The organism is Pyxidicoccus caerfyrddinensis (assembly GCF_010894405.1).
GTDB classification, from domain to species: domain Bacteria; phylum Myxococcota; class Myxococcia; order Myxococcales; family Myxococcaceae; genus Myxococcus; species Myxococcus caerfyrddinensis.
Genome location: NZ_JAAIYA010000001.1, coordinates 195,174 through 215,980, shown reverse-complemented (window position 1 = coordinate 215,980; position 20,807 = coordinate 195,174). Strand labels below are relative to the sequence as shown.

The following is a 20,807-nucleotide window of genomic DNA, read 5'->3' as shown; positions in this document are numbered from 1 at the left end:
CAGGGGCAGGGGACTCAGACGTCCTTGTCGTCGTTGTCGATGATGTGGCAGCGCATGTCCTCGTCGAGGGCGTTCTCGATGAGGCCGCGCACCACATCCTTGCCGCCAATCTCGAAGGACAGGCTGACCTTGTCGCCCCCGACGGAGCTGTCCTTGTCGAGGTTGAGCCGGCCGCCCAGCGCCACGGCGTTCCCGTCAACGCGGGCGCCGTCCTTGACGCGGACCTCTCCACCCAGCGACACCGCGTCGCCCTTCACGTGCGCGCCCGCCTCCAGGATGACGCGGCCGCGGATGGCGACGGCGTCTTCCACCACGGCGCCCTTGCGGATGATGACGTTGCCCTCCACGGCGACGGCGTCCTTCACCTTCTCCCCGGCCTCGATGACCAGGTCGGTGCCCTGCACGGCGCGGCTGCCGTCCTTGGTGTTGTTGGCGCACACCACCTTCCAGTCGTTGGGCTTCTTCTCGGCGTCATCCGCGGCGAAGGCGGGGGCGGCGAGGGTGAAGGTGAGGGCCAGGGCGGGAAGGGACGACAGGCGCATGGACGGCTCCTGAATTTCAGGGACACCCTCCCTACGGCCCTGTCTCAACCCGATTGCAGGACGCAGTTCCTTCGCGAGGTGGTGCGGGTGCGGACAGCGACACCGGGGGGCTGGTGCCGGGCGTGCGCCTTGCAATACTGCGTCCTGGCCCACCCCGGAGGTACTCCCTGGCTCCCACGCCGCATGATGACTCACACGACCTGACCATCTGGGCGTACGCCTTCGGCTACTTCGCGGCCTATGCCCCATACAGCGCGCTCACCAAGGCCCTGTCCGGAGGCTCGCTGCCCGGCATGACGCACGGCATCTCCGGCTTCACGCTGCTGCCGGTGAGCACCACCGCCTCGCTGGTGGGCATGTTCATCTTCCTCACGCTCAAGGGGTGGTGGCGCTACGCGGGGCACCGCGAGGTGCTCGGCCTGCGGGTGCCGATGCCGGGGCGGTGGACGCTGCTGTCCGGGCTGTGCTCGGCGGCCATCATCGGCACCACCACGCTGGCGTACACCCTGCCGGGCGCGTCCATCGTCTTCATGATGCTGCTGATGCGGGGTGGGGTGCTCGTCCTCGCGCCGCTGGTGGACGTCCTGAGCGGCCGGCGGGTGCGCTGGCCCTCGTGGTTGGCGCTGGCCCTGAGCCTGGGGGCGGTGGTGGCCGCCACCGGCACGGAGGTGAGCGGCACCCTCACGCTGCTGGCCACGGTGGACGTGGGCGTATACCTCACGGGCTACTTCTTCCGGCTGCGCGCCATGAGCCACCTGGCCAAGTCCGGCGACCCCGCCGTGTCCATCCGCTACTTCGTGGAGGAGCAGATGGTGGCCACGCCCGCGCTGGTGGGCACGCTGGCGCTGCTCGCGCTCGTGGGCGGCGGCGGGGACGGCATCCTCGGGGAGCTGCGCGAGGGCTTCACCGGCTTCCTCGCGCGCGGCCACCTGCTGGAGGAGGTGCTGGTGGGCGTGCTGTCGCAGGGGACGGGCATCTTCGGCGGCCTCATCCTCCTGGACGCACGGGAGAACTCCTTCACCGTGCCGGTGAACCGCGCCTCCAGCGTGCTCGCCGGCGTGGTGGCCTCGTGGGGGCTGGCCGCCTGGTTGGGGCTGCCCGGCGTCGGCGGGCGGGAGCTGGCCGGGGCGTCGCTCGTCATCGTCGCCATGACGGTGCTGGCCCTGCCCACGCTGCTCGCCGCGCGCGCCCGGGCACGCCGCGAAGCCAGCGCCCAGGTCCAGCCCCGGTGAGCGCCCGGCCCGTGCACGGTGCCGCTATGCCCGGCGCGCCAGGTCTCTCAGTGCGGCGATGAGGGCGTTCAGCTCGCGGTGGATGGCGAGGAGGGCCGGGGCCCCGCCGCCCGGAGTGCCTGACGCCTCCTCCAGCGAGGCCCGGCCCTGCTCCAGCGCCTCGCGCAGGGCCCGTGCCTCCAGCAGCTCCAGCGTCGGCCGTATCTTGTAGGCCTGGTAGTCGAAGGCCTCGCGGTTGCCCGCCTGGAGCGCCTGCTGGAAGTCCTGCTTGTACTGCTCGCAGCTCCCGGCGGTGATGGTGCTCAGCTCCACGATGGCGTGCCGGTCGTCATCCAGCATGCGCTGGAAGCGCCGCAGGCTGAACGGCGGCCCCACTGGCACCGTCGGCTCCACAGACGGTGGCTCGCCGGAAGCGCCCGCGGCGTCGTGCCTCCACGTGGCGTGCCGCACGATGAGCGCGGCGAGCTCCGACGGCTTGTAGGGCTTGCCGATGAAGTCCGTGAAGCCGGCGGCGCCAATCCGGTGCTCCAGCCCGATGCGGGTGGACGCCGTCACGGCGATGATGGGGATGCGCGGGTAGTGCGCTCCGGGCAGCTCCCGGATGGCGCGGGCGGCCTCGTAGCCGTCCATGTCGGGCATCCGCACGTCCATCAGCACCAGGTCGTAGTCGGCCTCCTGGATGCGCTGGACGGCCTGGCGCCCGTCACCCACGACGTCGAAGTCGGCGCCCCAGCGCTTCAGGAACTGCGACAGCATGAACACGTTGATGTCGTTGTCCTCGGCCACCAGGATGCGCAGGCCTTGGATGGGCCGGGTGCTGTCGCGGTTCTCCTGCGACTCCTCCGGCTCCGCTTCCTCCCAGCCGCGCTTCATGCGCAGGGTGAAGTAGAAGGACGAGCCCTGGCCCGGCGTGCTCTTCACGCCAATCCGGGCGCCGTGCAGCTCCACCAGCTTCTGGCTGATGGCGAGCCCCAGCCCGGTGCCTCCGTACTTCATGCCGATGTCGTAGTCGGCCTGGGTGAACTCCTCGAAGATGTTCGTCAGCCTGTCTTCCGGAATGCCGATGCCCGTGTCGGTGACGGCGAAGTCGAGCGACACCACGTCCTCGAGCACCTCCCGCGGCCGCACCGACACCGTCACCGCGCCCAGCTCGGTGAACTTGATGGCGTTGCCCACCAGGTTGGTGAGCACCTGGCCCAGCTTGACGGGGTCCCCGAGGACGAAGGCCGGCACCTGCTCGTCCACCTCCGCGACGACGGCGAGCTTCTTCTCCTCGGCCTTCACGTTGAGGGCGAAGATGGTGCCGTAGACGAGCTGGCGGAGGTCGAAGTTGCGCTCCTCCAGCGCCGCCTTGCCCGCGTCCAGCTTGCTGAAGTCCAGGATGTGGTTGATGAGGCCCAGCAGGTTCTCGGAGGACGACGACAGGATGCGGACGTACTTCTGCTGCTGGGCGGAGAGGTCCGTGCGCTGCAGCAGGCTGGCGATGCCGATGATGGCGTTCATCGGCGTGCGGATTTCGTGGCTGACCATGGACAGGAAGTCCGCCTTCGCCTTCGCGGCCTGCTCCGCCTTGCGGCGCGCCAGCACCAGCTCCCGCTCGAACTTCTTCCGGTCGGAGATGTTGAAGAGGGTGGTCCGGTTGACCACGCCCCGCCCGGCGGCGTCCTTGCGCTGCACGGTGTTGACCAGCATGGGGAGCGAGACGCCCGCGCGCGTCACCAACTCCAGCTGCACCTCGTTGACGAAGCCCTGCATCTGCAGGAGCGGGGCGAAGTGCGTCTCGTGGAAGATCTTCCCGCCAATGGACAGCAGCTCCTGGAAGCGCCTGCCCGACAGCAGCTCCTCGCGCGTGTAGCCCAGCCAGTTCAGGAAGGTCTGGTTGGCCTTGACGATGACGCCATCCGGCAGCGTGGAGAGGTAGCCACAGGGCGCGTTCTCGTACAGGTCCTCGGCGCTCTCCTCGAGCAGGTCCTGCGACAGGGAGACGAGGGGGCGTGAGAGCTTTTCCAAGGCGCGTCCGGGGCTCTCGGCCACTTTGCCCCCGAATCCGCGCGCTCCACAAGCAGTTCGGCCCCCGAGGGTTGCTGCCGGACAGGGGCGCTGGCCCGGCCGGCTGGCGCTACTTCTCCGGCGCGACGTGCAGCGTCAGCACCGGGCAGTGCGCGCGAGAGACGACCTTCTGCGCCACGCTGCCCAGCAACAGCCGCGGCAGCCCACGCCGGCCATGCGTGCCCATGACGATGAGGTCGTACTTCCCCTGCTCGGCGAGGTCGAGGACGGTGGACGCGGCCTCGCCCACCAGCACCTTGTGCGTCAGCGGTACCGGCGGCTTCTCCAGCGAGTGGATGAGCGCCGTCAAATCCTTGGTGGCCGTCTCCACCGCCACCTGCTCCAGGGAGAGCGAGTTCCACCCGGGCGCGGCCACGAGCAGGTCAGGCGCCACGTACTGCGGCGGCTCCCAGGCGTGAATCACATGCACGGACGCGTTGAAGGGGCGGGCGAGCTGCACGGCGTAGTCGATGACGGTGCGCGAGCCTTCGGACAGGTCCACGGGAACGAGGATGCGGGTGGGAGCGGCCATCGGGTCTTCTCCTTGCGGGGGTGCCCCCCGCTTGCTGACTTGGGGTCGGGTCACCCTCGTTGGAAGAAGCATGCCACCGCCTGCGCGGCGGGCCGGTGCGCGGGCGTGCAGGCTTTGCACGAGGGGAGGCATGCGGCGCAGACCGTGCGCAGCATGGGCAACTTAACGAAGCCGAGGACACCCCCATGCTTCCTCCTCCCATCGATCAAGGTACCGTCCTCATCATCGGCGCGACGGAAGGAATCGGCCGGGAGCTTTCCCGGCTGCTCTCCCGGCGGGTGCGCACCCTGGTGCTCGTGGACCGGCGTGCCGACCGCCTGGAGCCGTTGCGGGACGAACTGCTCACGCACAACCCCACGCTCGGCGTGCTGCTCCACCGTTGCGACGTGGCGAGGCCGCGCGAGGTGGACTCGCTGCTGGCCTGGCTGGAGGCGCACTTCATCCGGGTGGACGTGCTGGTGAACAACGCGGCGGTGGACGACCGCGGCCTCTATGCCGACGAGGGCTGGGGCCACGTGGAGGAGGTGCTGAAGGCGAACGTGTGGGTGCCCGCGCTGCTGACGCACCGGTTGCTCGGGCCCATGCTCGAGCGCGGGCGGGGAGGCGTCCTCAACATCGGCTCGGGCGCCGCGCAGCTCTTCCTTCCCGGCTCCGCCACCTTCGCCGCCACGCAGCGCTTCCTCGACGGTTTCACCGAGGCGCTGCGGCTGGAGGTGGAGGGCCAGGGCATCACCGTCACCCGCGTGGCCCCCGGGCCCCTGTGGGACGAGGGCGCGCGGGCCGCCACCGGCGAGCTGACGCCATTCTTCCGCATCTCCCTGGCGCAGTGCGCCCGCGAGGCGCTGGCCGGCTTCGAGCGCGGCGAGCCGCTGGTGTACCCGGGCTTCGGCCACCGGTGGGTGATGCGGCTGTTGCCGCTGCTGCCGCGCGGCCTCAAGCGGACCCTGGGGCGGCTGGCACTGCGGGGCCTGCGGCGCGAGTCGCTGCTGTCGCCACAGGCCCCCGGGCTGGGGCACGAACGGCCGGTGCTGCTGGCCGGCGAGCCCTCGACGGCGTGAGGCGCGACTAGAGGCCAATCTCCGCCAGGCGCGCCTTGACGCGCGTGGCCTTCACGCCGGTGTTCGCGGTGCCACGGCCGGACGAGTTGCCGCCCAGGCCGATGTGGTGCAGGCCCACCACCTGGTGCGTGGAGGAGGAAATCACCGGCGAGCCGGAGGAGCCGCCCAGCGTGTCCGCGTCGTAGGACAGGTCCGTGGTGCTGTAGTTGGCGTTCTTCACCACGCCCGGCGAGGACTTCTTCGTCGGAGAGCAGCCGCTCGTCGTGTAGTAGTCGCAGTTCTGGTTGACGACGTAGACGCTGGCGTTGGTGGCGGCGTTGGTGCTGGAGACCGTCAGCCAGCCGTACACGTCACCGGGGAGCTGGCCGTTGAGCGCGCTGCAGCGCACCGCCGTCATGTCGTCGCCGGACCACGTCTTGATGAAGGTGGCGCAGTCGTACCAGATGCGGCCGGTGGAGGCGACGCCGTCCTCGTAGTTGAAGGACACGCGCGCGCCCGCCGCCTGCGAGGCGCTGCCGATGCAGTGGTTGTTGGTGATGATGACGTCGCGCGACACCAGCCACGCGGTGCAGCGCGAGCCCACGGCGGGGATGGACAGGTAGCCCACCGCCAGCGAGCGCGTGCGCTGCGTGCCCGAGAGCGACGTGGCGCTCACCCAGTTCAGCGTGCCCACGATGACGTTGGACTCCTGCGACGCCAGCGGCTCGTTGGCCTCCACGTCCGGAACATCCGGCGGAGCCTCGGTACCGCAGGCCGACAGGGCACCCACCAGGAACAGCGCACGAACGCTCTTCGCGAACATCGGACCACCTCCTCGCGCGGGATTGCGCGGCGAGGGCCCAGGCACACCCCGTGCCACCGGGGCTCTCCCCGGGAGCGTTCACCAAAGTGGTGCGCGGCCGCTCCTGCAACTCAGTTGCGAATGTAAAGGGGCTTCACGTCTGTGGCCCATGCTCGTAGTGATAACCAGGACTTGCTTGTTTTCCTGGAAGTGTCGTTTCCCTGGGCAACCGGGGCCCCCGTGCTGTCGCCGGCCAGGACAGGCTCCGGAAAAGTACAGGGCCGCGGCCCGGGCCGGTGAAGGCACGGGGCGCGGCCCGGAAGGGGCGGCGGGGCAGGGGGCGTCAGCCGATGATCATGTCCTCGCGCTCGAGGGTGCCCTCGGAGAAGCGGCGGAGGCTGAAGCGGGTGAAGAGCTCATCGGACTCGCCGGTGGCCATCCACTTCGCCATCCGTTCGGCGACGGCGGGGGCCATCATGAAGCCGTGGCCCACGAAGCCGGACATCTGCAGCAGGTTGTCCAGTCCCGGGGTGCGGCCCAGCACCGGGTTGTTGTCCGGCGTCACGTCGTAGCAGCCGGCCCACTGGCGCAGCACCTTCACGTGGCCCACCTGCGGCAGCTGCTCCATGAGTGCCTGGGCGAAGCGCGTCACGAAGCGCAGCGTGCTGCCCATGTTGAGGCCCACGGGCTCCAGCGGGTCGCCCATGCCGCCGACAATCTCTCCGCGCATGGACTGGCTGAAGTACAGGCCCGTGTCGAGCACGGAGACGAGCGGCCCGAGGAAGGGCTTGAGGGGCTCGGTGCTGAGGATTTCGTGGCGGTGCGGCTCGTTGGGCAACTGCACGTCCACCAGCCTGGCGATTTCGGGGCTCCACGCGCCGGCGGCCAGCACCACGGTGTCGCAGGCGATGTCGCCGCGCGTGGTCTTCACCTTGCGCACCTGGCCGTTGCTCGTCTCGAAGCCGGTGACGTCCGTGTACGTCTCCACGCGGACGCCCTTCTTCTTGCAGCCCTGCGCGTAGCCCCAGAGGAAGGGCCAGGGGAAGATGACGCCGTCCTCCGGGTTGTAGGACGCCGTCAGGCAGTCCTTCATGGTGAGGCCGGGGACGATTTCGCGCGCCTCGTCCGCGCTGATGATGCGGGTGGGCACGCCGAACTTGTTGTGCAGCGCCGCGTTGCGGTCCAACCGGTCCGCCACCGGCTTCGTCTTCGCGAGGAAGATGTAGCCGCCCTGGCGCAGCCACACGTTGATGCCGAGGTCTCTCGCGAAGCTCTTCATCAAGTCGATGGAGCGCTTGGCCAGCTCGACGAGCGCCGGGGTGCCCCACTGCATGCGCACGCCGCCGCCGTTGCGGCCGGATGCGCCCGCGCAGAGGTAGCCACGCTCCAGCACCACCACGTCCGTCTCGCCCTCGCAGGCCAGGTTGTACGCCAGCGCGAGGCCCATGATGCCGCCGCCGATGATGACCACCTTCGCCTTCTCCGGCACCGGCCCTTCCGGCCGGAGTGAAGACGGGAAGGCGTCCACCTCCTGGGGCACGCCGCCCACGGGGGGCACGGACATGTCCACCGGGGCGGAGGCGAGCAGGCGCAATTCGGTGGGGTAGAGCGGCGGGCGCGGGGTGAAGGGCACCACGGCCGCGGGCTTCAGGGCCTTCTCCCGCTCCAGCAGCGAGGCCACCGCGGCCAGGCAGCTCTTGCCCTGGCAGATGCCGGTGCCGAAGCCGGTGTAGCGCTTCACCGACTCCACGTCGCAGAAGCCGCGGGACACCGCGTGCTTGACGTCGTCGACGGTGACGTCCTCGCACGAACAGACCATCGCCTTGCTCATGACAGCCCTCCCACCAGCGCCTCGGCCGCGCGGCGGCCGGCGGCCTCCGCTTCCCTCGCGGTGCCGCCCCCGGTGAGGTCCCCGGCGGCGAACACGTCCGTTGCCTGCGTGCGCCCGTCCGCGTCCGCCTCCACCACGAAGAGGCCGAGGCCCGCGTCGAACGTCACCTTCGCGCCGCCCTGCCGCGCCAGCTCGAAGCTGGGGCTGACGGGCACCGACACCAGCACGGCGTCACAGGACACCTTCTTCTTGCCGCCGCCTGCTTGCGTGTAGCTGAACGCGCTCACCCGCCGCAGCCCGTGCGCCTTGGGCTCCGAGCCTGACACCGCGAGCGGGTGGGCGTCCTTCGGCAGCGGGCCCTTCAGGTCCACCACCGCCGTCACCCTCACGCCGCGCTCCTGCATCAGCTTCGCCAGCGCGTGCAGCTCCGGGCCCCAGCCCACCAGCGCCGCCATCTCCGGCGCCACGTCGTAGCGGCGCAGGAGCAGGCTGGCCGCGCGGCCCGCGTACACGCCGGGCAAGTCGTTGTTCTCGAAGGGCACCATCGGCGGGTGGCCGCCCGGCGCGAGCAGGAAGCGCTCCGAGTAGACCTTCAACAGCCGCGGGCCTTCCGGCTCCAGCGCGCCCACCGCGAGGTAGCGCCCGGCCTCGTCGTCATACAGGCCCAGCACCGTCGCGCGGGTGAGGATGCTCCCCTTGGGGAACGTGGCGGCCTCCTGAATCTGGGGTCCGTCCTGCTCCGGCACGCCGTGGGCCAGCCGTCCGCCCAGGTGGTCGTCCCGCTCGAAGAGGAGGAAGGGCACGCCCCGGTCCGCGAGCACCCGCGCCGCGCCGAGGCCCGCCGCGCCGCCGCCCACCACCGCCACGCGCGTGCGCAGCGTGCGGGCCGGAGGGGTGACGGGGCCCTCCTCCTTCGGCAGCAGGCCGAGCCCCGCGAGCTGCCGCGCCACCTTGGCCATCACCTGCTCGGCCACCGGCACGCCGGCGAACATCTCGTGGTGGTCCAGGCCCTTGGGGAAGAACCAGTCGATGGTCTCGAAGACGTCCACCTTCGCGGAGGGGTACGCGTTCTGCCGCTCCAGCCGCATGCCGTCCCGCGCGGGCGTGCGGCACGTGTAGACGTTGGGCATGCCGTCCACCCGCATCAGGCAGTGGGAGCACGCGGCGGCGAAGCAGTACGGGCTCCGGGGCCGGTGGTACTTGATGGAACGGGCGAGGACGGGCTCGTCCGCGGCGACGAGGGAGCACGCCACCGGCTCGCCTTCGATGGCGGGGATGCTCTCGCCATCGAGGTCCACGGTGATGGCCCTGCCGCGCGGGGGTGCGTCTGGGAGGCGTCGCATGGGCGCCCAAAATGGCGCACCGCGCCCGGGGGGTCAAAGCCTCTCAGTGCATGACGCACCATGGCCATGAGCGTCAGCCGACAGTGCCGGTGATGGAGCGCGCGAGCTTCTCTAAGGGCTCTCGACGGCGAGGGCCCTGAAAACACCTCGGGGACCGTCACGGGCCGTGTGGGCCTCGCGAGCGGTCCCCGAAGGAGTGAGCGGCCGGGCAGCCTGGCCCGGCACGGGCCCGTTAGACGGGCTGCTCGGTGGAGTTGATGAGGGGCTCGGGCATGCCGCGCGGGCGGTTGTTGCCGAACCGGGTGCGGATGACCGCGCCCAGCGCCATCAGGACGATGAGGAAGGAGACGATGGCACCCAGCACCGGGATGACGCCCACCACCATCAGTACCAGCAGCCCCAGGGCCAGCACCACCGCCTGCGTCTTGCGGCCGCGCAGCAGCGGCAGGTGCGTGCCCAGCTCGCTCGCCACCGCCGCGTAGCCCAGCGCCGCCGCGAGGGGCGCCGCCATCCAGAGCACCAGCGCCGCGGGGATGCCGATGATGGTGATGCACAGCACCACCGTCAGGGGAACCATGGCCAGCAAGCCGAGGAAGCCGGTGAGCCCCGTCTGCACGGGCCTGCGGCGGACCTCGTCGCCCAGCTGCTTCATGCGCGCGGGGAAGAACATCTGCCCCAGGAAGCCCAGGCCGAAGAGCACCGCGAAGGTGAGGATGAAGCCGGCCAGGCCGCCACCGTCGTGGTCCTCGTCGCCGTCGCTCTCGTCGGCATCGTCGTGGGAGTGGCGGCCCTCGTTGCGGGCCTCGCGCATCCCGTTCTTGATTTCACCGGCCACCAGGCGGCCGAAGCCGGCGCCGACGAAGGCCTCCTCGCTGCCCCCTACCTGGGCGCCTTCCGCGCGCTCCACGGTGCCGCCAAAGGAGGACACGTCACCGTCCACGCGAGCGTCCGGCCCGAGGATGACGTTGCCGCCAAAGGCGTGCGCGTCTCCCTCCACGTGGCCATGGACCTCCAGGTTGCCGCCGAAGGCGACGGCGTCCTCCTCCACGTGGCCCTTCACCGTCAGGTTGCCGCCGTACACCACCGCGCTCTCGACGTTCTGCCCCTCCTTCACCTCGAGGGACTTGCCCCGCGCCACCACGTCGCGGTTGCCGCGGCGGGTACGCCGCAATTGCTCGCGCGTCTTGTGCATCTCCTCGCGGGCCCGGTCCATCTGCTCGCGCGCCTCCTCCTGCGCCTCGCGAATCTCGTCCGCATCCTCCTCGGAGGGGAATGAGGGCATGGGCGGCATCGGAGGCATGGCCGGCATCGGAGGCATGGCCGGCATCGAAGGCGTCGCGGCCTCCGGCGCGGCAGCGGCCTGCGGGGCCTCGGCCGGAGCCGGCGTTGCGGCGGCGGCGCTGTCACCCGAGGCGACCGCGTCCTTCTCCTTCGCCGTCATGGGGCGCAGGGTGAAGATGGAGCCGTCCTGCTCCAGGCGCAGCGAGTAGGCGCGGGCCACGGTGCGCAGGGCCTGGTTCGCGGTGACGCCGCGCAGGTGCACCTCGGCGGGCGTGTCCAGGTCGCCGGTGACGACGAGGTTGAGGCCGCCCTTGTCGGCGATGGTCTTCAGCGCGTCGCGCAGGCTGCCGCGGAAGCTGACGTCGATGGTGCGGTCAGCGGGCGCGCTGGCGGCCTGGGGGGCGGTGGCGGTCTCCGCACCCAGCGCGAGGGGCGCGCCGAGGAGCAGAGCGGGAAGAAGGATTCGAGAGGAGATCTTCATGGTTCGCTCAGGCTTCGGAGGGGGTGGGAACGTTGCCCGCGAGTCGCTTCAGGCCCAACAGGGACGTCAGGAGGAGGAAGGCGAGGGTGGTGGCCACCGCGAGCCCCGCCGTGGACCACAGCGCGTGGGCCCCGCTGAGGATGCCCTCGGCGAAGAGCCGTCCCTCCACCACGAAGGACGCGACGCCGGTGCCGAAGCGGCCGAGCGCCTGGTCGTTCATCAGGAGGTAGCCCAGCCCCCCCACCAGCGAGGTGAGCAGGATGGCGACGCCGGACCAGACCTCGCGCCGCTGGGGGATGGGCTCGGCGGCCACGCGCGCCATGACGCTCGCCACCAGCGTGGGCGGCGGGAGTGGATCCGCCAGCCGGTAGAGGTCGTTCTCCATCAGCCGGTGCTCTTCGAGGACGGCGCTGCACGCCTCGCACTCGGCCGCATGGTCCAGGGCGGGGCCTTCACCTTCCTCCAGCTCCGCGAAGAGGACTTCCAGGTCCGGGCACAGGTGCGGAGTCATCGGGCTGCCTCCTCGGGGGCGGGGGTCATCTTCTTGCGGAGCTTCTCGCGGGCACGGAACAGGCGGGCCATGATGGTGCCGGGAGCACACCCCATGACCTGGGCGATCTCCTTCGTCGTGCGCTTCTGGACGTAGTAGAGCGCGAGCACTTCCCGGTCCTCGGCGGACAGGGTGGCCATCGCCTCCTCGAGCGACTGACGCTCCTCGGTGGCGATGGCGCGCTCCAGCTGCGACACGTCGCCGCTGGGGAGCACCTCCTTCATGGGCTCCAGCTCCTCCGTCTTCACCTTGGTGCGGCGGCGGAGCAGGTCCAGGCAGAGGTTGCGCGTAATCGCGAGCACCCAGAGGTCGAACGGGCGCGAGTCGTCGTAGCGGTGCAGGTTCTGGTAGGCGCGCAGCAGGGCCTCCTGCGCCACCTCCGCGGCCTCGGCCTCACGCTGCAACAGCCGCAGCGCCAGGCCGTAAACCGGGCGCTGCACGCTGCGCACCAGGGACTCGAAGGCGGACGGGTCGCCGCGGCGTGCGGCCTGTACGTCCGCCTTCCAGGGAAGCGGGGGAGCCTCCTCAGCCATCAGCATCCCGATGGCATGGGCGAGCGACCCGGGCACGTCGTCGAGGGCAAGAGCGTTCACGCCTTGGTCTACGGCGTGCCCGTCCGCCCATTGCGTCCGGCTGTGACATCTCTATTTCTTCCGTGATTTCGGGGCCTTGGCCGCCAGCTTGGCGGCCGTTTCCGCCCGGGCCACCTCGCGAGCGGCCTTGCGCTGGCGCTGGTTCTCACGGAAGCCCACGGGCACCGGGGCCTCCTTCGGCTGCTCGGCCGCCTGGTCCTTGGTGGCCAGGTCGCGGTGGCGGGACGGCCCTTCCGTAGCGCGCGGCTCGCGGGCTTCCGCCCCCCGGCGACGGGAGTCCGACGGGCCCCGGGCTCCGCGCTCCTCGCGGTCCCCGGAGGCGCGGCCACGCGGGGCCGGGCGCTCGTCCCGGCTGGCGGGCGCGCGTGCGCGGCCCCGAGGCGCCGCTCCCCGCTCCTCGCGCTCGCCGTCACTCGCGGCCTGCTCCATCTCCACGAAGCGCGGGCGCTGGGAGGCGCGGATGACCTCCGGGGTGTCCTCGGTGTACTCGAAGTGGAAGAGGCGCTTGACGACGAGGGTGGCGTACGCGCCCGGCGGCAGCGTGAAGGCGACGTTGACCTTCACTTCCCCGCGGTTGATGTCGTCGGCCTGCGTGCGGCCGACGACGAGCTTGTGCGGGAAGACGAGCAGCGGCCGCTCCTCGTGCTTGAAGTAGAGCCGGCGCGGCTCCTCCTCGATGCGCAGGTCGGAGAGCTTGAGCTTCTCCTTGCCCAGCACCCAGGTGATGGCCTCCTCCACCTTCGGGTCCGTGAAGGTGGATTCGGGGGCGAGCAGGGGGAAGGTGGCCTCGCGCAGGGTGCGCATCACCTCCGCGCTGGCGTCGCGGTGGAACAGCAGCGTGCCGGCCTGGTAGCGCATCGGGAAGAGCTGCTCGCGCGGCAGCAGCAGTTGGAGGTAGCGCCGCACGCCCTCGTTCCAGAGGTAGCTCTGGTACGTGAAGAGCAGCATCGCCCGGTAGTCCGAGTCGATCTGCATGAAGGCGCGCACGAAGTCCTTCGGGTAGTCGCGCAGGGACTTGAGGATGCGGTGGTACTTGCGCGTGCCCTCGTAGGGGACGCGCGCGTCCCAGCGGCCCCAGTTGTCGCGCCAGAAGGCCTTCACCTTGGCGTCCTCGGTGCGGTCCAGCTCCGAGGGCGCGGCGAGGAAGTTGTGCAGGGCCGCCTCGAAGTCGCCGCGGATGAGGTCCTTGGCGATGTAGCCCTGGCCGTGCTTCAGCGAGCCGAAGCGCTGGCTGTCGAAGTAGTTCACCACGCCCAGGCGGTTGACCTCGGCGGTGGCGACGTTGAGGGGCCCCAGCGACGCCGGGCTCAGCGAGCGCACGGTGACGGAGAAGCGGTTGGAGGTGATGTTGGCGGAGGACAGGGGCTTGTCCGTGCGGCCCAGGTACTTCAGGCGCAGGTCGGGCTCCTGCATGTCCACGTCGGCGCCGTCCACGGCGATGATCTGCTCGGTGCGGCCCTGCTTGTCCTTGAGGCCGCAGTAGCTGATGGCGCCGGGCTTGAGGCCGAAGGCGTCCCTCAGTCGAGTCACCGCGTCGAACGTGGACAGCTTCTGCTTGTCCATGAGGTAGACGCGGTGGCGTCCCGTCTCGACCTCGTCGAAACGGTAGGACTCCTTGACGGAGAAGTCTTCGGGCTTCTGTTTGATTCTCACGCGCCCCCCTTAGCAGCGTAGGCCCGCTTATTGAAGCGCGAGCGCCAGGAAGGGGTAACGTCGGAGGCCATGAGGCTTCTTCCCGTCCCGCTGCTCGCCCTGGCGCTCGCCCTGGCCCCTGGCTGTGCCACCACGCTGTCCACCATGCAGACCGCCCGGACCCTGGCGCCCGGGCAGGTGCAGATTTCGGGGGGCATGGGCGTCTTCCTCCCCGTGGGCAACATCATCCGGGTGGTGGACACCGGCAAGGAGCAGGGCCGGGAGGCCCGGGACGCGGTGGACGAGGGCCGGCCGTACACGCTGAGCGAGGAGGCCCAGCAGAAGCTCCTCACGGCGGGGGTGTCGCTGATGGTGGCCCCGCCGGGCGCCAACCCGGAGCTGATGGTGCGGGTGGGCGTGGTGGACCGGGTGGACGTGGGGCTGCGCTACAGCGGCATCTCCCTCCGGGCGGACGCCAAGGTGCTGCTGTTCCACGGCGGGGACTCGGAAGGGGGGCGGATGGAGCCGGGGCAGCGCTCCTACGACGTGGCCCTGGGGCTGGGCGCGGCGCGCCATTTCTTCTCCAGTCCGGTGTTGGACGTGCTGGAGGTGGTGCAGATGGGCGACTTCAGCCGCTACGACGTGGAAGTCCCCCTGTACGTCAGCGCGGACTTCGGGGACATCTTCAAGCTCTATGGTGCGCCCAAGTACGTCTACAGCCACACCCGGCTGGACGCCCGGCTGGTGGACTACTCCCAGCAGGGCAAGCCGGTGTCCGGCTTCGACGCGTCGCTTCCGGCCACGGTGGGCAGCCACTTCGTGGGCAGCACGGTGGGGATGGCCCTGGGCTACCGGTACGTCTACCTCTTCGCCGAGCTGACGGGCGGCTACGTGAGCTGCAAGCCCAACCTCTTCGGCGCGGAGCGGCAACTGGGTGGCGTCACGTTCTACCCGGCCTTCGGACTGGCCGTCCGGACGGGGGCCCCGGACCGGGAGCGGGTGGGCCGTGGGCGCTGAGAGGCCGCTACGGGGGCCGGATGCTGACCGGCCGTGCAGTCCTCCGGCTGTCCGGTGGAACGAGGGGACGGCGTCGAGCGTTCCCCGGATTCGGGCGGCTCTGGTACTGTCCGCTCTGGTGAGGATTCGCGCGTGACCCAGGCCCCCGCCCCATTCGCTCCGAAACCCGGGCAGATCCGCGGCCCCCGCCTGACGGGACGCTTCGCGGACGGCAGCCTCGGGGAGTTTCCCCTGGGACCGTTGACGTCCCTTGGCCGGCATCCGTCCAACACGCTCCGGCTGGTGGACCGCGAGGTCTCCAAGGAACACGCCATCATCGAGCGTGTGGGCCGGGACTTCGTCCTCAAGGACCTGGGCTCGTCCAACGGCACGTTCGTCAACGGCCGGCGGGTGAAGGAATTGAAGCTGCGGGACGGGGACGAGGTGGCCCTGGGCTCCTCGCGGCTCATCTTCCACAGCGGCGAGCCGGCGGTGAATCACAGCGCGCCCACCGCGCCCGGAGTGACGGTGGTGGCGCAGTCGGTGTCCATGCCGGCCTTCCTGGCGCAGATGGACCAGGTGCCGCAGAACTTCCGTCCGGTAGAGATGGTGACGGACGTGGAGGCGCTGAAGCGCGACTACGAGAAGCTGCGCATCGCCCACGAGTTCCACCGCGAGGTGAGCCTCCAGGGCAACCAGACGGGCCTGTTCGAGCAGATCCTCAAGGTGGCCTTCAAGCTGCTGGCCGCGGACCACGGCGTCATCCTGAAGGTCGCGGACGACGGCCAGTTCATCCCCGCGGCGGTGCACCACCGCACGGGCAAGGCCGTCAACGTCATGCTGTCCGACACCGTGCTCAAGCGCGTGGTGGAGACGCGCAAGGCGGTGCTGACGGCGGACGCCATCATCGACGAGCGCTTCTCCGCGGCGGAGAGCATCGTCGCGCAGGGCATCCGCTCCGCCATGGCGGTGCCGCTGATGGTGAACGACAAGATTCAGGCGGTGCTCTTCCTGGACAGCCGGCAGCAGATCAACGCCTTCTCGGAGAAGGACCTCGCCATCCTCTCCGGCATCGCCGCGCAGGCGGGCATCGCCCTGGAGAACTCGGTGCTGGCCGAGCAGATCCGCAACGAGGCGGTGACGCGCGCGGAGCTGAGCCGCTTCCTGTCCAAGGCGGTGGCGGACGCGGTGATTGCCGGCGAGGCCGAGGACCTGGCGCAGAGCCGGCTGGCCGAGGTGAGCTGCCTGTTCGCGGACATCCGCGGCTTCACGACGATTTCGGAGAACGAGTCGCCGCAGGAAGTCGTGAACATGCTCAACGGCTTCTTCACCGCGATGGCGGACGTGGTGTTCCGCTACGAGGGGAACCTGGACAAGTTCATCGGCGACTGCGTCATGGCCGTGTGGGGCCCGCCGCTGTCGCACCCGGACGACGCGGCGCGGGCGCTGCGCGCGGCGCTGGAGATGCAGGACGCGGTGGAAGCGCTGAACCGGGCGCGCGTGTCCGAGGGCAAGAAGGCGATTGAAGTGGGCATCGGCGTCAACACCGGCCAGGCGGTTGTCGGCTACATGGGCAGCGCCGAGCGCCACGAGTTCACCGCCATTGGCGACACGGTGAATACGGCGTCGCGCCTGTGCGGCATGGCCAAGAGCGGCGAGGTGCTGGCCTCCGAGTCCACGGTGCGCAAGGCGGGCAATGGCTTCGACGTGGAGGGCCTGCCTGCGATGCAGGTGAAGGGGAAGGAAAAGGCCGTCCCGACGTACCGCGTCCACGGCGTGGAATACACCACGGCCGCTTCCCCGCGCCGCGCATGATGACGACGCAGGCCTGTCCCAACTGCGGGACGCAGCACGACATCCGGGTGTACGTCAGCGGGCAGAAGGTGACCTGCCGCTGCGGCATCCGGTTCGAGGTGCGTCGCGGTGACTCCGCTGGAGCAGCTGGGGCCCTGCGCAACACGGTGGTGCCGGGCGGCAGCGGCGTCTTCGAGCGGCAGTCGCGCGTCGGCCCCGCCGTGACGGTGGTGCCGGGCTCGGGTGTCCAGGCCTCGAGCATGGCGGCGAACGGGGCCTCGCGCCCCGCGGAGAACATCACCTTCGTTCCGGGTGGAGAGCCGCTGGGTGTCGCCGCGCCGGCGTCGGTGATTGCTTCGCGGCAGCTGACGCCCGCGTCGGGTATCGCCGCGTCGGCCTCGGTGGTGGCATCGCGGCAGGTGACGCCTGCCTCGGGTGACGCCGCGCCGGCCTCGATGGAGGTCTCGCGGCAGGAGACGCCTGCCTCGGACGTGCCGGAGTCCGGAGTCGCGAGGGCGGAGGCTCCAGGCCAGACGCCGCTGCCTCCGAGCGCGCTGCCGCTTCCGGGCGTGGCCGCGCCCGCGGACGTGGCGAGTGGGGTGGCGCTGCCCTCCGACGTCGCGGGCGGGGATGTGCCGGTGGCGGCAACGGTGGTGCGTTCATCGGTGAAGACGGGGACTGGCTCCGAGCACTCGGACGTGAACGTGCACGAGGTGAGCACGTTCCTGACGGGCAAGAAGGTGGAGCTGCCGGGCTTCGAGCTGATGGAGGTGCTGGGCCGGGGCGGCATGGGCGAGGTGTGGCTCGCGCGGCAGCAGTCGCTGGGGCGTACGGTGGCAGTGAAGCTCCTGCCGTCGCGGCTGGCGAAGGACCCGGAGTTCGTCACCCGGTTCGAGAAGGAGGCCACGGCGCTGGCCGCCCTCAACCACCCGCACATCATCCAGATCATCGACCGGGGCGTGGCGGGCGAGAACTACTTCTTCGTCATGGAGTACGTGGAGGGCCGCTCGCTGCGCGAGGCGATGGCGACTGGCGTCACGCCGGAGCGGGCGCTGAAGGTCATCCTGTCGGTGGCGCGCGCGATTGAGTGCGCGCACGACAAGGGCATCATCCACCGCGACCTGAAGCCGGAGAACATCCTCCTGGACGGGCGCGGCCACGTGAAGGTGGCGGACTTCGGGCTCGCCGGCATCCAGGGGCCCGACACGCGCCTGCAGCTCACCGCGACGGCGGTGGCCATGGGCACGCTGAACTACATGGCCCCGGAGCAGCGGCGCGACGCGAAGAACGTGGACGGGCGCGCGGACCTCTTCTCCCTCGGCGTCATGCTCTACGAGGTGCTCACCGGCGAGCTGCCGTTGGGGCGCTTCAAGCTGCCCTCCGCGAAGGTGCCGGGGTTGGACCCGCGCGTCGACGCGGTGGTGGAGCGGCTGCTGGAGACGGACCCGGAGGCTCGCTACGCGAAGGCGGGCGAGCTGTGCGCGGCGCTGGAGGCGATGACCTCCAACTCGTCCGCGCCGGGGATGCCGGTGTCCGAGGTGGAAGGGCGCGTGGTTCCGGCGGGTGCGCGGACCCGGAGCCAGCTGTCGCGCCGGGTGAAGTCGGGCTGGAGGCGGGTGCGGGCGGGCCTGTCGGTGGTGGGCGGGCTGGCGCTGCTGGGCTTCGCGGTGCGTTCGTTCTTGGGGCCGGTGAGCCTGCACTTCGGCAAGGACGACCGGGTCGTCATCGGCACCAACGGCGTGCAGGTGGCGCCCGGTGAGAAGCACTGGCCTCCGAATACCTACGGTGAGGTCTTCGCCTCGGTGAACATGGTGGACGCGGCGAAGCCCGGCGGGCCGTCACGCTTCGAGGTGGGCTTCGACAAGGGTGAAGAGGAGATCAACGTCCACAGCGGCCAGTGGCGGCTGGTGGAAGGGCAGCTCCAGGCCATCCAGGGCGGGAAGGAGTCGGATGGGCAGCGGCTGGTGCCTCGCGCGTACGTGGCGCACCGCTACTTCTCCAGCAACGACTTCCGGGCCGAGGTGTTGATGAACGTGAAGCCCCTCGGGAAGCAGTACCCCGAGGAGCCGGAAGCGCAGCACTACGGCGAGCTGGCGTTCCGCATCAAGGACCTGCAGGTGTCGGCCTTCGCCATCCCCGGGGCGGGCATGCGGCTGGCGTGGCGCTACTTCACGGACGGCGGCCAGGAGGTGGTGGGCAACAGCGCGCTGGACACGGACAACCTCGTCGAGGACGAGATGCCGCTGCCCGCGCACGGCCCCTACCTGGTCCGCCTGCAGATGCAGCGCATGAAGAACGGCGGCGTCCTGGTGGAGGCGTTCCTGAACAACGAGCGCTTCGCGCGCAAGCTCCTGCCCGGGCTGGAGGACCGCGTGGGCAAGGTGGCGCTCGGGTGCCGCAACCTGGAGTGCTCGTTCGACGACTTGAAGGTGAAGGGCGTGCTGGAGTCGCGGCCGAAGCGCAAGGTCGCCCAGGGCGCCGGCGGCGCGGAGTAGGGCTCCCTCCGGACAGGGGGCAGTGTCCTGCGTCCCTTCCCCGGGGCCACCCCGGGGAGGATGGGCTGTCACAAACGGGCTCCCAGATTCCCCATCCATCGCGGCACCCGCCGCGTGAGGAGGGGAAGACATGAAATGGCCCTGGTCGCTGTGGCTCGTGGTGGCACTCGTTCCCGTCGCCGCGTCGTCGGCGGAGGGCGGACCTGGCGTCGAAGCAGGGGCGGGGAGCAGGACCTGTCCCAGGCCCGATGCGCCGCCGGCCTTCCTGCTGCGGGACATCCGCCCCGGGCTGGAGGGCTCGGGCCCGACGCTCTTCGCGGAGACGGGGGGCACGTTCCTCTTCATGGCCTTCAACGACTCGCTCGGCTACGAGCCCTGGGTGAGTGACGGGACGCCCGCGGGGACGCAGCTGCTGAAGGACGTCAATCCAGGTTCAGAGAGCGGGTTCTCCACCGAGGACGCCGAATTCAGCTCGGCGGTGGTGGGCGGCGACTTCTACTTTCCCGTCACCGACGGTGTCGCTGGCGTCGAGCTGTGGACGAGCGACGGGACGACGGAGGGCACCCACCTCGTCAAGGACATCAACCCCGGTCCCCCGAAATCCAACCCGTCGTTCCTCCTCAACCTGGGGAGCGGCAGGCTCCTGTTCCGCGCGGATGACGGAGTTCATGGCTTTGAGCCGTGGACGAGCGACGGGACGGCGGAGGACACCGAGCTGCTCGCGGACATCAACCCTGGCTCCCCGGGCTCGGGCGCTCCCTTCATGCCCGTGCGCATCGGGGGGCGGGCCTGGTTCAACGCGGGCGACGCCACCCATGGGGGCGAGCCATGGGTGACGGATGGGACGCCCCGGGGCACCCGGCTCCTCAAGGACGTGAACCCGGGCATGGAGAGCTCGACTGCCTTCGGCTTCACCCTCGTGCGGGGGCGCATCGTCTTCCAGGCGGATGATGGAGCCCACGGCCCCGAGCTGTGGGTGACGGACGGGACGACAAGTGGGACCCAGCTCCTGATGGACATCCGAGAAGGCAGCTTCGGCTCATCTCCCTCGGGCTTCGTCGTCGCGGGCAGCCGGGTCTTCTTCTCCGCGGAGGACGACGCGCACGGCCGGGAGCTGTGGGTGACGGATGGAACGGCAGGTGGCACGCGACTCGTGCGCGACATCCTGCCGGGAGCGGGGCATGGCTTCTTCGGGAGCAACCTCGCCACCTTCGGCCGCACGGTGTTCTTCGCCGCCGACGACGGCGAGAACGGCGCCGAGCTGTGGCGGAGCGACGGGACCGCGCGGGGCACGGAGCTGGTGCGGGACATGAACCCGGGGCCGGCGAGCGGCTTCCCCTTCATCCCGGAGCTGTTCGCCACGGGGGAGCGGCTCCTGTTCGGCGCGGATGATGGGACGACGGGCGTGGAGCTCTGGAGGAGCGACGGCACGGAGGAGGGCACGGTGTTGCTGCAGGAGCTCCGCCCCGGGCCGGAGGGCTCCAACCCGCGCGCCTTCATCCAGAGCGGAGGTCGCATCGTCTTCGTCGCGGACGATGGCACGCATGGCGACGAGCCCTGGGGCCTGCCGCGCTCGGTGCTCTCCAACCTGCCTGCGCCTTCAAGGTGACGCGCCCG

General features: G+C 70.5%; 16 protein-coding genes. 6 read left to right on the top strand and 10 right to left on the bottom strand.

What is annotated here, in order from left to right; all coding sequences use genetic code 11:
• Positions 1–14: 14 nt before the first annotated feature.
• Positions 15–542 carry a hypothetical protein gene (locus tag G4D86_RS00810; RefSeq protein WP_163988316.1) on the bottom strand — a complete coding sequence of 176 codons (528 nt, stop codon included), beginning with the start codon at positions 540–542 and terminating at the stop codon, positions 15–17.
• A 122-nt stretch (positions 543–664) separates the two neighbouring features.
• Here G4D86_RS00810 and G4D86_RS00805 point away from each other — a divergent pair, with 122 nt between their 5' ends.
• Positions 665–1,774, top strand: a complete 1,110-nt coding sequence (locus G4D86_RS00805; protein WP_240359969.1) for a hypothetical protein — start codon at positions 665–667, stop codon at positions 1,772–1,774.
• 24 nt (positions 1,775–1,798) lie between these two features.
• Here the strand turns inward: G4D86_RS00805 and G4D86_RS00800 are convergent, their stop codons facing one another.
• Positions 1,799–3,784 carry a PAS domain-containing hybrid sensor histidine kinase/response regulator gene (locus G4D86_RS00800; protein ID WP_163988314.1) on the bottom strand — a complete coding sequence of 662 codons (1,986 nt, stop codon included), beginning with the start codon at positions 3,782–3,784 and terminating at the stop codon, positions 1,799–1,801.
• Between the two features lie 109 nt (positions 3,785–3,893).
• On the bottom strand, positions 3,894–4,355 hold the full coding sequence (locus tag G4D86_RS00795) for a universal stress protein (RefSeq protein WP_163988312.1): 462 nt from the start codon (positions 4,353–4,355) through the stop codon (positions 3,894–3,896).
• Positions 4,356–4,540: 185 nt separating this feature from the next.
• Here G4D86_RS00795 and G4D86_RS00790 point away from each other — a divergent pair, with 185 nt between their 5' ends.
• The gene (locus G4D86_RS00790; RefSeq protein WP_163988310.1) at positions 4,541–5,413 is read left to right on the top strand and encodes an SDR family NAD(P)-dependent oxidoreductase; all 873 of its coding nucleotides are present in this window, start codon (positions 4,541–4,543) and stop codon (positions 5,411–5,413) included.
• Positions 5,414–5,420: 7 nt separating this feature from the next.
• Here G4D86_RS00790 and G4D86_RS00785 read toward each other — a convergent pair whose 3' ends face one another.
• The 7 genes from G4D86_RS00785 to truD form a co-directional block, all read right to left on the bottom strand.
• Positions 5,421–6,215, bottom strand: a complete 795-nt coding sequence (locus tag G4D86_RS00785) for a trypsin-like serine peptidase (RefSeq protein ID WP_163988308.1) — start codon at positions 6,213–6,215, stop codon at positions 5,421–5,423.
• A gap of 322 nt (positions 6,216–6,537) precedes the next feature.
• A complete protein-coding gene (locus G4D86_RS00780; protein ID WP_163988306.1) occupies positions 6,538–8,025 on the bottom strand; it encodes an FAD-dependent oxidoreductase in 1,488 nt (495 codons plus the stop codon).
• Positions 8,022–9,368, bottom strand: coding sequence for a 2Fe-2S iron-sulfur cluster-binding protein (locus tag G4D86_RS00775; protein WP_163988304.1), 1,347 nt, complete (start codon positions 9,366–9,368; stop codon positions 8,022–8,024). The genes G4D86_RS00780 and G4D86_RS00775 overlap by 4 nt, the downstream gene beginning before the upstream one ends.
• A 232-nt stretch (positions 9,369–9,600) precedes the next feature.
• Positions 9,601–11,130 (bottom strand): polymer-forming cytoskeletal protein, encoded by a 1,530-nt coding sequence (locus G4D86_RS00770; protein ID WP_163988302.1) that lies wholly within the window; start codon positions 11,128–11,130, stop codon positions 9,601–9,603.
• Between the two features lie 7 nt (positions 11,131–11,137).
• Positions 11,138–11,641, bottom strand: a complete 504-nt coding sequence (locus tag G4D86_RS00765) for an anti-sigma factor (protein ID WP_163988299.1) — start codon at positions 11,639–11,641, stop codon at positions 11,138–11,140.
• Complete coding sequence (locus G4D86_RS00760; RefSeq protein ID WP_205519445.1) at positions 11,638–12,213, bottom strand: RNA polymerase sigma factor; 576 nt, start codon at positions 12,211–12,213, stop codon at positions 11,638–11,640. Before G4D86_RS00760 ends, G4D86_RS00765 begins: the two co-directional genes overlap by 4 nt.
• A gap of 111 nt (positions 12,214–12,324) precedes the next feature.
• The gene (truD, locus tag G4D86_RS00755) at positions 12,325–13,926 is read right to left on the bottom strand and encodes a tRNA pseudouridine(13) synthase TruD (protein WP_163988295.1); all 1,602 of its coding nucleotides are present in this window, start codon (positions 13,924–13,926) and stop codon (positions 12,325–12,327) included.
• 69 nt (positions 13,927–13,995) lie between these two features.
• On the opposite strand from truD, the gene G4D86_RS00750 reads away from it, so the two are divergent.
• From G4D86_RS00750 to G4D86_RS00735, 4 genes are all read left to right on the top strand, one after another.
• Complete coding sequence (locus tag G4D86_RS00750) at positions 13,996–14,922, top strand: hypothetical protein (protein WP_163988293.1); 927 nt, start codon at positions 13,996–13,998, stop codon at positions 14,920–14,922.
• A 132-nt stretch (positions 14,923–15,054) separates the two neighbouring features.
• Positions 15,055–16,716 (top strand): adenylate/guanylate cyclase domain-containing protein, encoded by a 1,662-nt coding sequence (locus G4D86_RS00745; protein ID WP_163988291.1) that lies wholly within the window; start codon positions 15,055–15,057, stop codon positions 16,714–16,716.
• A complete protein-coding gene (locus tag G4D86_RS00740; RefSeq protein WP_163988289.1) occupies positions 16,713–19,190 on the top strand; it encodes a protein kinase domain-containing protein in 2,478 nt (825 codons plus the stop codon). Before G4D86_RS00745 ends, G4D86_RS00740 begins: the two co-directional genes overlap by 4 nt.
• A 130-nt stretch (positions 19,191–19,320) precedes the next feature.
• Complete coding sequence (locus G4D86_RS00735; RefSeq protein ID WP_163988286.1) at positions 19,321–20,799, top strand: ELWxxDGT repeat protein; 1,479 nt, start codon at positions 19,321–19,323, stop codon at positions 20,797–20,799.
• Positions 20,800–20,807: the final 8 nt, after the last annotated feature.